Here is a 15,274-nt window from a genome sequence, read left to right as displayed (position 1 = left end):
CGACCTCCGCGCCGGCCTGCGGGCTTTTGTCGTCGAAACGCCCGAAGCAGAGCGTCTTTCTCGATGTGGTGCAGCAAGGCTGTGAACCGGTTTGGACATATGGTCGGCATGTTCCCCAACGAGGAGGCCATGGTTCGCCTCATTGGAGTGGTCCTGCTCGAACAGAACGACAATGGGCCGTCCAGCGCGCCCGTTACATGACGCTAGAAATCATCGCGCCTTTGAGCGATGATTCGAGCGTCAGCCTTCCGGCCGCCAGCTGACCGGCCCGGCCCTCTTGCCGGCCAACCGGTTGCCCGAGCGCCAGTTACAGCATGCTGAGGAACACGAGTATTTCTGACAGTGCTTTTCGCGCCCTACTGCGGAGCTCACGAAGACGCGATTGCTGGCTCTTGGACCCTCGACGCAAGATCGAACAAGCGGAATAAGAAAAGACCCAATCATCGAAGGGTCCTTGGGGTCGGACCACCGCGTCTGGGCTGAACGTTACAGTTCGCCGGGGCTCTGCGGCAGCCAGTACAATATGTGGGGAACCGAGAACGGCTCCTACGCACCGGGCACCCGCACCCGCACCCGCACCCGATAACAAACTTACGCCGCCGCCAGTATTTTTACTCCGCTTTGCTTAGCATTTCTGCTCTGGACTACGCGCCTCATCGCCAGGAATGCCCTCACGCACGCTGCGGCACTTGACGAATTTCATTTTCATTCGACGCTGCCGAAGCCAGCATGAGGGACGCGTTGCGAGTAATCGCTGCGGCTTGGCCGTAGCGCAGCGCGGAAATTTACGCTAGCTTCCGCTCGCGAGTTTGCAAATGCCTACCCGCATCCGATCTTTCCGAAGACAACGAGCGACCATTCGACCGCTTGCCCCCTCCCATCCTCAGAGCTGGGATAATCCGGACAATGAGGAAATCTGGTTTGAGTTGGCGCGCGCCATCGGCCGTCAGATCGCACGGGATGAAAATCATGGCTCGGGGCAGCCGATAGAGGACCGGCATGACGACACCGTCATCGAAGAAAACGGCCGTAATATACGCGCGCTATTCGAGCGACATGCAAAAGGCGAGCTCGATTGACGGTCAGCTGTTACTCTGCCGCAAGGTCGCATTGCGCAACAACCTCGATGTCGTCGGCGAGTTTGTGGATGCCGCAAAATCTGGTCTTACCGAAGGTGCGCGGGACGGCTATCAGCGCTTGCTCAACGGTGTGCGAAGCCGGCAGTTTGACGTAGTCGTCGTTGAGCATTTCGACCGCTTGTCGCGCGATCCCGCAACCATCCAGCGTCTCAAGCAGGTTTTCGAGTTCAACGGCGTTGAGCTGATGGATCAGAAAGGAGTCTACGCGACCGCCACTGACATTAGCATCGCAAGTCTGTACAACACGATTTACAAGCCGCAGCTCGCCGAAAAGGTTCGGCGCGGCCATGACAACGCTGTTGCGAACGGAAGAATTCCGGGCTCATACGCCTATGGTTATCGGCCAAGGCCGGGCGCGCCCGGCGAGCGCGTAATCGATGAGAACGAAGCAAAGATTGTGCTCCGCATCTTCAAAGAATATGCAGCGGGCCGCTCGACCCGAACTATCGCCGCTGACCTCACCCGCGAAGGTGTGCCCTCACCAGGGGCAACTCGTCACAAGAACAAGGCGGGTCGCACCACCTGGAACCATCAGTGCATCACAGGCGGTCGGCATGGTCGCGGCATTATCGGCAACGAACTCTACATCGGCGAGATACATTGGAACGTTCGCTCGACAATTCTTAACCCAGAGACGCAGAAGAAACAGAAGCGCCGCAATCCAGCTGAACGCCACATTATCGTCAAAAAGCCAGAGCTGCGGATCGTTCCGCAAGGGCTCTGGGATCTAGCGCAGAAGGTTCGTAGGGTGCGCGCGGTGTCTATGTTCGGACCGACTGGCCAGCCGCGGCGTCGCGCCGTGAGTCCGCGCAACAATGAGCACCCGCTTGCCGGTGTGCTCCGGTGTGGCGTCTGCAATGGCCATATGCGAATCGCTCAATCCTCGCGTAACGGTGCGCCGCGCGCGGCATGCGCGAGCGCGCATCAGCGGGGCACCTGCGAGCACACCCGTAGCTTTGATATGGACGTTCTGCTCGAGGATGCCTCCGAAAAAATCCAGGTGAAATTGCTTTCGCCGAAAGCCATTGAAGAGGCGATGCGTACTTGGAAGGAGGAGCGCAAAAACGATCGGAACAATGGTAGCGAACACAATAAGCTAGAGCGTCGACGCCGCGTATTGACTACCGAGATCGAACGCCTCTCTTATGCCATCGCAAATAGCCGCCGCAAGCCGGACGAATTGCTCAAGCGGATCGATGAGTGCGACCTGGAGCGGGAAAGCGTTGAAGAGCGCTTGCGGCTGCTCGGCGGTGGCGGCGAAAATATAGTTGGCTTCGATCGCCCGAAATTCAGTGACCGATACTCCTCGGAGGTTAGAAGGCTTATCACCGCGCTCAAAACCAATCCGAAGGCGATCGAAACTCGCATTGCCTTCCGCAACTTGATTGAATGCATAGTAGTGCATCCGGTTCGCAAGCGGATGCCCTACGAATATACGCCCTACCTGAACAGCTCCGCGCTTTGCGGAAAGAACCTCTTTCCCGAAAACCGCAGCAAGGAGCGAGAGATAAGCACGTTTGCATACTACGACAATGGCAAGTCAGGGAAGTCCGTGTCCTCGTAATAGACGCGCACCTGCATGTGGTGGCGGCCGTCGCGGATCTCGCCGTCGAGGTGGGACAAGAGAGCACTCATTGGAAATCAGCAGCCAATTTCAACGACCTTGCTGCAGCCAGCAATCGCTTGTCACGCGTCCATAGCGAGGCCTCGATCGTCAACATCGTCGATGCCAGCAAGTGCGCATCGACATATCCGATGCCAAGCCCGGACAACTTTCGCTTAACGATGAATTCAAGGACTTCGTCATTGCTCGCCAGCGTGGCTTTGGGGATGGTGTTCAGATCGTCGAGAGCATCGGAGCTTTTCGGCACGCCTCCGAGGAGCAACTCACCGATCACGAACGGATGAATGACGATATCCCCATGATCGAGAAGACTTGCCAGTTGCGCGTCTGCGCGGCGGAAGTGATCGACCCAAATCGAGGTATCCGCAAGGACCTTCATTTGGGCCGACGGCGCGGCGGCGCTTTCGCGTTCGGTTCAGTACCACCCATCCGCGCAAGACGGCGCGCCGCCTCCCGCTCGACAAAGGCCTTCAGGGCTTCCCTGATGACCGCTGACTTTTCGGTGACACCGGCGAACTCCTGTGCCTTGGCAAATAGCTCGTCGTCGATCGCGATCGTCGTTCTCATGGCGTCACCTCTACATCAAATATAACATCATTTGATGTAGAATTCCATGCGCTACGTTGCGACAGGCTCCCTTCCCAGCGTCACCTCGACGATCTCCGGCGGCACGCCGACGCGGACCGGCATGATGCTGCAGCCGAGGCCGCCGGAGACGATGAGATCGCATTTCAGGCGGAAGTGGCCGTAGGCGAGCCGCAGGCCGTTCTTGGGCGAGACAGCCGGCGACCACCCGAGCAGGCGGACCTGGCCGCCATGGGTATGGCCGGACAGTTGCAGCGCGACGCGCGCGGGCACCAGCGGCGCGATGTTGGGTTCGTGCGCGAGCAGGATGATGGGCGCATCGTCCGTGACCTTCGCCAGCGTGCCGGCGAGATCGTCTGCGCCAAGCCTGTGGGCGCGGCCATAGCGTTTTGACGGATAGTAGGCCAGTTGATCGCCGAGCCCGGCGAGCCAGAACGGACGGCCGTCCTTGGACAGACGCACGACGCCGTTCTCGTAGACGGGAATGCCGGCCGCCTCCAGCGCGCGATGCGCGATGGTCGGCCCGTGCCCCGCCCGCTGCACGGTCCTGTCGTCCCAATAATCGTGATTGCCCATGACGGCGTGGACGCCAAGCGGCGCCTTGAGGCCGGCCAGCACCCTCGCCCATTCGCGCGACGGAATGAGGCGCGTGACGTGGTGAAGGCCGGCGACATAGTCGCCGAGCAGCACGATGATATCGGGCTTCAGCGCATTGGTGCGGTCGACGATGTCCGCGATTCGCTCCAGCGACATCCAGGGATCACAGGCATGGATGTCGGCGATGGCGGCGATCTTCAGCGGGAAATCCGCCGGCCATTGTCGCGGCGTCGGATGATAGCGGGTGACCCGAAGCCGCAGCACCGGCTCGACGCCGACGCCATAGGCGGCGGTCGAGATGCCGAGGGCGGACAGACCGCCGATGGAACGAATGAAGTGACGGCGCGTGATCATGGAAACCCGCTTCTGCAACATGACCTCGATGAGATCGGATTGGAGCGGAATTGGGGTACGCTCGTGCAGATCGCCAGCATCCAGGTGCAGATGATCTGCACGAGTACTACCAGCGGCTCTCGCCGATCAGCGCGTCCAGCCGTGCCTTCACGTCGTCGGGCGCGCGGTAGTACCAGACGCCGCCGAGCAGATCACGGAAACGTTCGTTGATCCGCGCCTCGCGCTCGATGCGATCGATCGTGACGGTGCTGATCACGTCTTCGAGGGGACCTGCGGCCAGGAGCGACAGCAGCACCGGGTTGGCCTCAATCCTCAGGATCTCCAGGACGAGATCGATCAACTTGTCGGGGTCGTCCTCGCGCAGCTCGCGTTCGAAATCCATCAGCGCGAATAGATTGTCGTCCTGGTCGCGCTCGGATTTGGAGTAGTGCTCGACCCAGGCGCGCGCCAGTGCGGCCACCGACATGCCGGCGCAATCGAGCGGCTCGCGCGGCGTGCGCTGCGCCTTATGGTCAGCCCGCCAGGCCTCGCCATTGGCAAGTCCCGCAATGCGCAACATTGAGGGATCGTCTGGCGCGACATGCACGCCGCCAAGCAGCCAGCGCAGCCGGTCATTGCATTCGGCCTCGTGCTCGATGCGCGCGATCAATTGGGGATCGTGCGCCTGAAGCAGCACCGGCAGGAACTTGTCGTCGAGCTGCATGACCGTCGGCTTGTCGGCCTCGGTCTCGAGCACTTCCAGCACGAGATCGAGCGCGGTTTGCGGCCGGCGATGCGGCAGATGATCGAAATACAGCTTAAGAGCCCAGACGCTGCTGACCTGGTCGCGACGATTGACGCGCTGAAGCGCGCACCACATCGACGCCACCTCCCCCACCGGCAGGGAATCGAGGAATGTCTCGGTGTCATCGGGCGTGCGCAGCTGCGGCGCGGCCGCGATCACCTCGAGCAATCCAGCGTCTTCCGTCGGCTCCATTCTTTCCACTCCAATCCATCGGCATCAGCGGCGCTCAGTTCGCCGCGCGTTCGGATTAGTGACGGGATTGGACCTAAGGGTTCACCGGCCGCGGTGGTCAGTCGTCCTCGGACTGGTCGGTGCCGAACAGGCCGAACTGGGCCGCCGCATCGCGCGAGGGCTCGGCGATGCCGAGATGGCGGAAGGCGTGCGAGGTGAGCAGCCGGCCGCGCGGGGTGCGCTGGAGATAGCCGCACTGGATCAGGTAGGGCTCGATGATGTCCTCGATCGCATCGCGCGGCTCGGACAGGGCTGCCGCCATCGTCTCGACGCCCACCGGGCCGCCGCCATAGTTCGTCGCGATGGTCGTGAGATAGCGGCGATCCATGGCATCGAGCCCTGCGGCATCGACCTCGAGCGCGCTCAGCGCGTGATCGGCGATCTTGCGGTCGATCTTGTCGGCATCGGCCGCCGAGGCGAAATCGCGCACGCGCCTGAGCAGGCGCCCGGCGATGCGCGGCGTGCCGCGGGCGCGGCGAGCGATCTCGTTGGCGCCGTCCGCGCTCATGCCGACATTGAGCACGCGGGCGCCGCGGCTGACGATGCTCTCCAGCTCCTCGATCGTGTAGAAGTTCAGCCGCACCGGAATGCCGAAGCGGTCGCGCAAGGGATTGGTGAGCAGGCCCGCGCGCGTCGTGGCGCCGACGAGAGTGAATTTCGACAGCTCGATCTTCACCGAGCGCGCCGCGGGGCCCTCGCCGATGATGAGGTCGAGCTGAAAATCCTCCATCGCGGGATAGAGCACCTCTTCCACCGCCGGGCTCAGGCGATGAATTTCATCGATGAAAAGCACGTCGCGCTCTTCGAGATTGGTGAGGAGCGCGGCGAGATCGCCCGCCTTGGCGATGACGGGACCCGAGGTGGCGCGAAAGCCGACGCCGAGCTCCTTCGCCACGATCTGCGCCAGCGTAGTCTTGCCGAGGCCGGGGGGACCGACGAACAGCACGTGATCCAGCGCCTCGCCGCGCTTGCGCGCCGCCTCGATGAAGATCGAAAGGTTCTTGCGCGCCTGCTGCTGGCCGACGAAATCGGACAGCGATTGCGGGCGCAGCGCGGTGTCGCCGACATCGTCGCTGCGGCGCTCGGGCGAAACCATGCGGTTGGCCTTGGGATCGCTCACTTCGCCAGCTCCTTCAGGCCAAGGCGAATGAGCTGCGCGGTTTCGGCATTCTCACCTGCGCTGCGCGAGGCCGAGGCAATCGCGGCAGCCGCCTGCGGCTGGCCGTAGCCGAGATTGACCAGCGCGGAAATCGCATCCGCAACGGGGCGCGGAGCACGCTGGTCGTCGACGGCGCCGGCAAGGTGCACGACGGCCGGATCGACATTGGCGAAGGCCGGCGCCTTGTCCTTCAATTCCGTGACGATGCGCTCGGCCACCTTGGGGCCGACGCCGGGCGTGCGCGCCACCGCGGCCTTGTCACGCAGCGCGATGGCATTGGCGAGGTCGGCCGGCGCCAGCGTGCCGAGCACGGCGAGCGCGACCTTGGCGCCGACGCCCTGCACGGTCTGCAGCAGGCGAAACCATTCGCGCTCCTGGTCGGTGCGGAAGCCGAAGAGTTTTATTTGGTCCTCGCGGACGTAAGTCTCGATTGACAGCACGGCGGCTTCACCGGGCGATGGCAGATGTTGCAAGGTACGCGTAGAGCAATGAACCTGGTAACCGACACCGCCGACGTCGAGGATGACAAAATCCTCGCCGTAGGAATCGATCAGGCCCTTGAGCTTGCCGATCATCTCACGACCTCGATCGCGACAGACACCCCTCTTTCGTCATGGCCGGGCTTGACCCGGCCATCCACGTCTTGGCGATCAACAAGAAAGAACGTGGATGCCCGGCACGAGGCCGGGCATGACGGCAATGATGCGCGGCACACGATCATAGGTTCGCCACCTTCAGCCGCAGCGCGGTGCTCTGGCGGTGATGGGCGTGGGTGATGGCGATGGCCAGCGCGTCGGCGGCGTCGGCCGACGGCGGATCAGCCTTGGGCAGAAGAATCTTCAGCATCATCGCGATCTGGGCCTTCTCGGCGTGACCGGCGCCGACGACCGTCTTCTTGACCTGGTTGGGCGCGTATTCAGCGACCGAGATGCCAAACATTGCAGGCGCCAGCATGGCGATGCCGCGGGCCTGGCCGAGCTTGAGCGTCGCGACGCCGTCCTTGTTGACGAAGGTCTGCTCGACCGCGGCTTCCATCGGCTGATGGCTCGCGAGCACGGACGCGAGACCTTCGTGGATCGCGAGCAGCCGGCTCGCCAGCGGCAGGTCGTTCGGCGGTTCCACCGAGCCGCACGCCACATAGATCAAACGGTTGCCGTCAGCCTCGATCACGCCCCAGCCGGTGCGGCGCAGGCCGGGATCGATGCCGATGATGCGGATGGGCTGGCGAATCGGGAGCGCGGTCATGGGCCAGTGATAGCGGTTGGCCCATGATAGCGAAACAGAAACAGAACAGAAGTAACAGGGGAAAGGAGGTTTCGTGCCCCGGGCGCGACGCAGCGCGAAGCGGTGCGGCGCTGAACCGGGGCCCATATGGGCACAGATGCCTGGAGGATGATGGGTCCCGGCTCTGCGCAGCAGCGTTGCACGCTGCAGCGCGTCCGGGACGAGCGAGGCCCTACCCGCCCATCTTCGCGATCAGCGCGTCCGACACCTCGAAATTGGCGTAGACCTGCTGGACGTCGTCGTGCTCGTTGAGCAGGTCCATCAGCTTGAGCAGCTTCTCGCCGGTCTCGTCGTCGACAGCGACCGTGTTCTGCGGCTTCCAGATCAGCGCGGCCTTGCGCGGCTCGCCGAACTTGGCTTCCAGCGCCTTGGCGACGTCGCGATAGCCTTCGGTCGAGGCGTAGATCTCGTGGCCGCCTTCGCCGGAGACCACGTCGTCGGCGCCGGCCTCGATCGCCGCATCCAGCACCGCGTCGTCGTCTGCGACGCTGCGGTCGTATTCGATGACGCCGGTGCGGTCGAACATGAAGGAGACCGAGCCGGTTTCGCCGAGATTGCCGCCCGATTTGGTGAAGAAGGAGCGGATGTCGGAGGCGGCGCGATTGCGGTTGTCGGTCAACGCCTCGACGATCACGGCGACGCCGCCGGGGCCATAGCCCTCGTAGCGGATTTCGTCGTAGTTCTCGCCCTCATTGCCGAGCGCCTTCTTGACGGCGCGCTCGATATTGTCCTTCGGCATGTTCTCCTGGCGGGCCGCGATGATGGCGGCGCGCAGGCGCGGGTTCATGTTGGGGTCGGGCGTGCCGAGCTTGGCCGCGACGGTGATTTCCCGCGCCAGCTTGCCGAACAGCTTCGACTTCTGGGCATCCTGCCGCCCCTTGCGGTGCATGATGTTCTTGAATTGGGAATGTCCGGCCATGCGTGGTCTCTCGAGGAATCGTCAGCCAAGGGGTGAGCGAGGAAAGCGCGGCCTTATAGGCCGCCAACCCGCCGGAATCAAAGAGATCTGCTACCCCTAAGGTAGCACTGTAAAGGTAGCCACCGCCGCGGCCGGTGCCTAGAGGTCGAGGACTGTTAACCCTGATTTCATTCCGGGCTGCGAAAATAGCGTCCGACCGTTCCCCGACACGAGAGAGCTGATGGCGTTCGGACTATTTCGGAAGCGTCTGCCGGATCCGGCTGCGCCTGCGACCGCCCCGGCGGCTCCGCAGCCGGCGGCCCATGCCGAGCCCGCTGCCGTGGCCGAAACTGATTCGGCCCGGGAAATCCTGGAGCTCCTGGAACTCGAGCTCGGCGCCATGATCCGCCAGCTCGAGCGCGCCGCCAATTCGGTGGCCGGCGGCGCCGAGGCGACCGCGGCGACGCTTGCCGCCATCCGCGACCGCACCGATGCCTTGACCGGCCGGACCAATGCGGCGCAATCGACGGCCTCGACCTTCGCCCATGCCGCCGACAAGTTCACCCAATCCGCCCAGGGCATCGGGACGCAGGTTCGCGAGGCCGGCAAGCTCGCCGACGAGGCCAGCGCCGCGGCGCAGGAAGCCCGCGCCAATGTCGATCGCCTGCGCGAATCCTCCGCCGCCATCGGCAACGTCGTCAATCTGATCGCGCAGATCGCGCGGCAGACGACGCTGCTCGCGCTCAACTCCACGATCGAGGCCGCGCGCGCGGGCGCCGCGGGAAGGGGCTTTGCCGTCGTCGCCACCGAGGTCAAGGCCCTCGCGGTGCAGACGCAGGGAGCGACGGAAGAGATCACCAAGAAGATCGACGCGCTGCAGCGCGATGCCGCCGGCTCCGCTGATGCCGTGCACCGCATCTCGCAGGCGATCGAGGCGATCCGCCCGGTCTTCGAGACCGTCAACGGCGCGGTCGCGGAACAGAACGCCACCACGAGCGAAGTCTCCGGCAATGCCGCCAGCGCCTCGGAGTTCATCGTCTCGGTCGGCGAGAGCGCGGCCGAGATCGATGCCGCGACCAAGGCCGCCGAGACTCATGGCGAGAGCGTCGCCAGCGCCGGCAAGGCCGTCACCACCTTCGCCCAGAAGCTGAAATCGCGCTGCGCGGTGCTGCTCCGCCAGAGCGAGCACGACGACCGCCGCAAGACCGAGCGGCTGCCCTGCCATCTCAAATTCGAGAGCGCGCGCGGCACGATGCCGGTCTACGAGATCTCGATGGACGGCGTGCTGATCGGCGGCGCAGACGCGGGCCGTCTCGCGGCGCAGACCACGATCGAGGGCAGCCTCGAAGACGTCGGCACCTGTCGCCTGCGCGTGATCGAGCAATCGAAGGCCGGCGCCCGCGCGCAATTCGCCAGCCCCAATGCCGAGCTCCGCGAAAAGATCGAGGATAAGCTCTGGTCGATCCACGAGGAGAACACCGAGTTCGTCACCCGCGCCATGGAGGCGGGCAACGCGCTGACCGGGATCTTCGAGCAGGCGGTTGCCCGCGGCGAAGTTGGGATCGACGACCTCTTCGACACCGACTATGCCGAGATCGCCGGCACCAATCCGCAGCAATACCGCACGAAATATCTCGACTGGGCCGACCGCGCCTTGCCGCCGTTCCAGGAAGTCTTCCTGGCGAAGGACCAGCGCATGGCGTTCTGCGCCATGGTCGACCGCAACGGCTTCCTGCCGGTGCACAACAAGATCTATTCGCACCCGCAGCGGCCGGGCGACGCAGCCTGGAACACGGCCAACTGCCGCAACAGGCGAATATTCAACGATCCGGCGGGGCTCGCCGCCGCGCGCAACCTGCGATCGTATCTGGTCCAGAGCTATGCGCGCGACATGGGCAACGGAAATACGGTGATGATGCGCGAGATCGACGTTCCGATCCGCGTGCAGGGCCGGCACTGGGGTGGATTCCGCACGGCATACAAGCTCTAGAGCAACGCTCGAAATAGAGAAACAAGGCGCCAATTTCACCTGAGTGCACGCTCAGGCAAGACGCCGACCGCGAATCGTCCTCTAAGCTCAAATCTGGAATGGGAATGCCGCGTGAGCCGGGTTTGCGGCTCTGACTGGAGGACTCATCGAACATGTCCGTCGCACACCTTGCCGTCATGGACACCGGCTCCAATCGCACGCTGGCGGAGCGGCTGATCGACCAGCTTGCCGACCGCATCGGCGGCCTCGGCGTGGAGCTGGCCGATATCGCCGGCAACGTCCAGGAAGTCGCCCATCGCGTCGCGAACCAGTCGGAACGGTTCCACCATTTGCAGGAGACGGCGGAGACGATGGTCTCGGCCAACCACGACATCGCCAATGCCTCGCAGGCGGTGCAAACCACGACCTCCGCTGCGGTCGGCGAGATCGCGCAATCGCGCAGTGCCGTCGACACCGCGGTCAGCCACATCTCTGAGCTCGTCGCGGCAGTGGAGCGGATCGAGGCGCGCCTCAGCGCGGTCGGCTCGGCGCTGGCGCAGGTCGCGAAGGTGTCCGGCTCGATCGAGGCGATCGCAAAGCAGACCAATCTGCTGGCGCTCAACGCCACCATCGAAGCCGCGCGCGCCGGCAATGCCGGCCGCGGCTTTGCGGTGGTCGCGAGCGAGGTGAAGAACCTCGCCGAAGCCACCCGGCAGGCCACGCATCAGATCTCCGACACCGTGCGCGATCTCGACGGCCAGATCGAAGGCCTGATCGGCGAGAGCAGCGACGCCTCGCAGCGCGCCAAGACCGCGGGCGAAGGCGCGCAAGCGATCTCGAGCATCATCTCGCGCGTTCAGCAGGGCTTTGCGTCCGTGGAAGCGGAGATCGACAGCGTCACGCGCGCGGCGACCTCCAATCTCGGACATTGCGACACCGTCATCAGCGAGCTCAACGAGCTCGCCAAGGGCGTAGATCTCTCCTCGCGCGATCTCAAGAATGCAGACGAGCGGGTGGCGAAGCTGCTCGACACGTCGGAAGGCCTGATCGCGCTGATCGCCGACAGCGGCGTCGATACGTCGGACACGCCGCTGATCCGGATCGTGGTGGACACCGCAAGGCAGATCTCGGCCGCATTCGAGGCCGCGATCGATCGCGGCGAGATCACGCTCGACCAGCTCCTCGACGAGACCTATCGCGAAATTCCCGGCTCCGATCCGAAACAGTACCTCACCAATTACGTCGAGTTCACCGACCGCGTGCTGCCGGCGATCCAGGACCCGATCCAGAAATCTGATCCGCGCATCGTCTATTGCGTCGCCTGGGCGCGGAGCGGCTTCCTGCCGACCCACAACCCCAACTACCGCCTGCCGCAGGGCAAGGACCCGGTCTGGAACAACGCCAATTGCCGCAACCGCCGCCTGTTCAACGACCGCACGGTGAAGAAGGTCGCAGGCAGCACCAAGCCATTCCTGCTTCAGACCTACCGCCGCGACATGGGCGGCGGACAGTTCGTGCTGATGAAGGACTTGTCGTCACCCATCATGGTCCGCGGCAAGCACTGGGGCGCCTTCAGGATGGGATTCCGGCAGGGCTGAGGGCCGGCGCCGCGGCGCACTCGAATTAAAAGTTCGAAAACAACCCCATGCACAGTAGCCGGGGTTAATGGAATCAACGACTTGCGATGGGGCCAACGGCTCGCGATGGAAACTCGGCGAGGCCGTTTGACTCGTCGGGCAAACCAGGGGTATATTGCTAATATTCCGAATTCGTGAGAGACGGGCGAATCCCCGCCGCCCGCCGAGCATCAGAACCGCCTGCCCTGGTGCGGCGGCCGATGTTGCCCTAGAAGTGCCGCCGCGCATTCGAGGCGCGACCCGAACACAGCAAGCTGGTTTTCAATGTCCCTTCCACCCGCCCAAATCGGCGCGCCGCTTTCCGAGATCGACACACCGGCGCTGATCATCGACCTCGACGCCTTCGAGCGCAATCTCGACACGATGGCTGCGGCGGCGAGCAGGCTCGGTGTTCGGTTGCGCCCGCATGCGAAGACCCACAAATCGCCGATCATTGCGGCCAAGCAGATCGCGCGGGGCGCGGTCGGCATGTGCTGCCAGAAGGTCGCCGAGGCCGAGATCCTGGTGGCGGGCGGGGTGAGCGACGTGCTCGTCAGCAATGAGGTGGTGGGCCTGCGGAAGCTGGAACGGCTCGCAGGCCTTGCGCGCCACGCGCGCATCGGGGTGTGCGTCGACGATGCCATCGTGGTCGAGCAACTGGCGCACGCCGCGGAGCGGGCCCGAGCGCAAATCGAAGTCCTGGTCGAAATCGATGTCGGCGCCGGCCGCTGCGGCGTCAGGCCGGGGCCGGCGGCCGCCACCCTGGCACGGCAGGTGGCAGCTTCACGCTTCCTGTCGTTCGGCGGCGTACAGGCCTATCACGGCTCCGCCCAGCATTTGCGCACGCCGGAGGAGCGGCGCGCTGCCATCACTAGCGCCGCCAACGCCACCGCGGAGACACTGCGCGTCCTCAAGGAAGCCGGCTTTCAATGTCGGACGATTGGCGGTGCAGGCACCGGGACTTTCGAACTCGAAGGTACGAGCGGCATCTGGAATGAATTGCAGGCGGGCTCCTATATTTTCATGGACGCCGACTACGCCAGGAACGTCACTGAGGGCGCGCGCAACGCCAATCCGTTCGAGCATGCGCTGTTCGTGATCGCGACCGTGATGAGCACCGGCGCCGGCGAACGCGCGGTCATTGATGCCGGTCACAAGGCCCTGTCGAACGACAGCGGATTCCCGGACGTGCTCGGTCGGCCCGACCTGCGCTATCATCGACCCTCCGATGAGCATGGCCTGCTCGATTTCGACAGCGCTTCGTCGCGGCTGGCGATCGGCGACAAGGTGACGCTGATCCCCGGTCATTGCGACCCGACCGTCAATCTCTACGACTGGTATGTCGGCGTGCGCGGCTTCAATACGCCAGATGCCCGCGTCGAAACACTTTGGCCGATCGCAGCGCGGGGCGCAGTCACCTGAGACTGACGCGTGTTGGCGCACACCGATCTCCGCCGTCGTCCCGGACAGGCGTAGCGCAGATCAGGGATCCCTTCGCCGCAGCATTGGTTTGGCGAAGACGCGGTGACAAGCTTCGCAAAACAACTGCGCCCTGGCGTTATGGGTCCTGGCCCCTCGTTCGCAATTGCGGACCGAGGCGTACACTCATAATTCGGGACTGCCCGTTACCAAAGGACGAGCAGACGTGGCCGGAGCCGACTGGGAACGTCTGCAAATGACCCGAAGCAGCCGTTTGTCCGCCGCACATCTTCGTTGAACAAGTTGGTGCAGCTATGGGATAAAGTGTCCTTGACGTTGGGCATGAGTTGCTCAACCGCAGGGACGAGAATGACTTTCGACAGAGATATCGCCAGAATAAATGGCATTGCTTCCGTTACGACTATTTTAGACGTGGTCGCCCGCACGACCGGTATGGGTTTCACGGCTGTCGCCCGAGTGACAGAGGATAGATGGATCACTTGTGCGTCGCGGGATGAATTAGCCTTTGGCCTCAAGCCGGGAGACGAGTTGAAGATCGAGACGACGATTTGCCACGAAATCCGGCAGAGCCGTGAAGCCGTCGTGATCGACAACGTCAGCGAAGACCCCCTGTTTTGCAACCATCACACCCCCGAGCAGTACGGGTTCCAAAGCTACATCTCGATGCCCATCATCCTGCCTGATGGTTCCTTCTTCGGAACTTTGTGCGCCATCGACCCGAAGCCGCGCAAGCTGCGCAGCCCGGAAGTCGTCGGTATGTTCAAGCTGTTCGCAGAGCTGATCGCCGCACACCTCGATTCGATGGACAGGTTGGAAGTCAGTGAAGCTAAGCTCACGCTGGAGCAGCAAAACGCAGAGCTGCGCGAACAATTCATCGCAGTAATGGGACACGATCTAAGAAATCCGCTGGCGTCGATTCAGGGCGGCCTTCGACTCCTGAACAAGAAAGTGGACGAGGAGGGGAAGGGCTGGATCACAATGCTTCAAGGCAGCGTGAATCGAATGGCAGGCCTCATCGACAATGTCATGGATTTCGCCCGCACACGGCTTGGCGCTGGGATGCCGATACGGCTCAGGGATGAACCACTAGAACGCTTGGTCCAACAAGTCGTCTCCGAGTTTGAGAATGTCTATCCAGACCGCGTCATCACTTCCAACGTCGAGGTGCCGGGGACCGTCAAAGTAGACGCCGGGCGCCTGCAGCAACTGCTATCCAATCTGTTGGGCAATGCGACGTCGTACGGCGATCCTACTCGGCCCATTCGCGTGGCTGCCAGAGCAACGGAGACTGGCTACGAGGTCAGTGTCTCCAACTGGGGCGCCCCTATACCCGCAGAGGCGATGCCACGCCTTTTCACGGCGTTTCAGCGGGGGGACGTTCTCCCAAACCAAAAAGGGTTGGGGCTGGGCCTTTATATCTCGCAGGAGATTGCTCGGGCGCACGGTGGGATTATTACTGCGGAATCTTCGCCCAACGAAACGACATTCAGAGCTAAATTCCCCCGCTAAGGCGAAGGCCCATCCGGCTTTTCAAGTCTGTCAGCGGCCTCGTCAAACTGGCGGGCCAACGCTTTCAGAGTGTTGCCGGCCTCAT

Annotated in this window: 13 protein-coding genes and 2 pseudogenes; 6 read left to right on the top strand and 9 right to left on the bottom strand. The window is 63.3% G+C overall.

Going from position 1 to position 15,274, the window contains the following annotated elements:
- Positions 1 to 102: 102 nt before the first annotated feature.
- Both QRQ56_RS22090 and QRQ56_RS22085 read left to right on the top strand, forming a co-directional pair.
- A pseudogene (locus QRQ56_RS22090) lies at positions 103 to 263 on the top strand (IS256 family transposase); the annotation flags it as partial.
- 736 nt (positions 264 to 999) lie between these two features.
- Positions 1,000 to 2,703: a recombinase family protein gene (locus QRQ56_RS22085; RefSeq protein WP_259217620.1), complete on the top strand. Its 1,704-nt coding sequence runs from the start codon at positions 1,000 to 1,002 to the stop codon at positions 2,701 to 2,703.
- Here QRQ56_RS22085 and QRQ56_RS22080 read toward each other — a convergent pair.
- The 9 genes and pseudogenes from QRQ56_RS22080 to QRQ56_RS22040 all read right to left on the bottom strand — a co-directional run.
- Positions 2,685 to 2,774, bottom strand: a pseudogene (locus QRQ56_RS22080) (acyl-CoA thioester hydrolase); the annotation flags it as partial. The gene QRQ56_RS22085 and the pseudogene QRQ56_RS22080 overlap by 19 nt on opposite strands.
- A complete protein-coding gene (locus tag QRQ56_RS22075) occupies positions 2,771 to 3,142 on the bottom strand; it encodes a type II toxin-antitoxin system VapC family toxin (protein ID WP_438742972.1) in 372 nt (123 codons plus the stop codon). The gene QRQ56_RS22075 and the pseudogene QRQ56_RS22080, both read right to left, overlap by 4 nt.
- Positions 3,139 to 3,330, bottom strand: a complete 192-nt coding sequence (locus QRQ56_RS22070; RefSeq protein WP_438742971.1) for a type II toxin-antitoxin system VapB family antitoxin — start codon at positions 3,328 to 3,330, stop codon at positions 3,139 to 3,141. The genes QRQ56_RS22075 and QRQ56_RS22070 overlap by 4 nt, the downstream gene beginning before the upstream one ends.
- A gap of 51 nt (positions 3,331 to 3,381) precedes the next feature.
- Positions 3,382 to 4,299: a metallophosphoesterase gene (locus QRQ56_RS22065; RefSeq protein WP_438742970.1), complete on the bottom strand. Its 918-nt coding sequence runs from the start codon at positions 4,297 to 4,299 to the stop codon at positions 3,382 to 3,384.
- A 106-nt stretch (positions 4,300 to 4,405) separates the two neighbouring features.
- Complete coding sequence (locus QRQ56_RS22060; protein ID WP_438742969.1) at positions 4,406 to 5,275, bottom strand: DUF6869 domain-containing protein; 870 nt, start codon at positions 5,273 to 5,275, stop codon at positions 4,406 to 4,408.
- Positions 5,276 to 5,372: 97 nt separating this feature from the next.
- A complete protein-coding gene (gene ruvB, locus QRQ56_RS22055; RefSeq protein ID WP_438743027.1) occupies positions 5,373 to 6,410 on the bottom strand; it encodes a Holliday junction branch migration DNA helicase RuvB in 1,038 nt (345 codons plus the stop codon).
- Positions 6,411 to 6,430: 20 nt separating this feature from the next.
- Positions 6,431 to 7,048: a Holliday junction branch migration protein RuvA gene (ruvA, locus tag QRQ56_RS22050; protein ID WP_438742968.1), complete on the bottom strand. Its 618-nt coding sequence runs from the start codon at positions 7,046 to 7,048 to the stop codon at positions 6,431 to 6,433.
- Between the two features lie 142 nt (positions 7,049 to 7,190).
- Positions 7,191 to 7,718: a crossover junction endodeoxyribonuclease RuvC gene (gene ruvC, locus QRQ56_RS22045; RefSeq protein WP_438742967.1), complete on the bottom strand. Its 528-nt coding sequence runs from the start codon at positions 7,716 to 7,718 to the stop codon at positions 7,191 to 7,193.
- 211 nt (positions 7,719 to 7,929) lie between these two features.
- Positions 7,930 to 8,676 carry a YebC/PmpR family DNA-binding transcriptional regulator gene (locus tag QRQ56_RS22040; protein WP_438742966.1) on the bottom strand — a complete coding sequence of 249 codons (747 nt, stop codon included), beginning with the start codon at positions 8,674 to 8,676 and terminating at the stop codon, positions 7,930 to 7,932.
- 220 nt (positions 8,677 to 8,896) lie between these two features.
- Here QRQ56_RS22040 and QRQ56_RS22035 point away from each other — a divergent pair, with 220 nt between their 5' ends.
- The 4 genes from QRQ56_RS22035 (at position 8,897) to QRQ56_RS22020 (ending at position 15,189) form a co-directional block, all read left to right on the top strand.
- On the top strand, positions 8,897 to 10,645 hold the full coding sequence (locus tag QRQ56_RS22035; protein ID WP_438742965.1) for a methyl-accepting chemotaxis protein: 1,749 nt from the start codon (positions 8,897 to 8,899) through the stop codon (positions 10,643 to 10,645).
- Between the two features lie 152 nt (positions 10,646 to 10,797).
- Positions 10,798 to 12,222: a methyl-accepting chemotaxis protein gene (locus tag QRQ56_RS22030; RefSeq protein ID WP_438742964.1), complete on the top strand. Its 1,425-nt coding sequence runs from the start codon at positions 10,798 to 10,800 to the stop codon at positions 12,220 to 12,222.
- Positions 12,223 to 12,525: 303 nt separating this feature from the next.
- A complete protein-coding gene (locus QRQ56_RS22025) occupies positions 12,526 to 13,662 on the top strand; it encodes a DSD1 family PLP-dependent enzyme (RefSeq protein WP_438742963.1) in 1,137 nt (378 codons plus the stop codon).
- A gap of 366 nt (positions 13,663 to 14,028) precedes the next feature.
- Positions 14,029 to 15,189 (top strand): GAF domain-containing sensor histidine kinase, encoded by a 1,161-nt coding sequence (locus QRQ56_RS22020; protein WP_438742962.1) that lies wholly within the window; start codon positions 14,029 to 14,031, stop codon positions 15,187 to 15,189.
- The last annotated feature ends 85 nt before the right edge of the window (positions 15,190 to 15,274 follow it).

Source organism: Bradyrhizobium sp. U531 (assembly GCF_051710265.1).
Lineage (GTDB): Bacteria > Pseudomonadota > Alphaproteobacteria > Rhizobiales > Xanthobacteraceae > Bradyrhizobium.
Note: the sequence above shows the minus strand (reverse complement) of the source record. Positions and strands in the feature narration are given on the sequence as shown.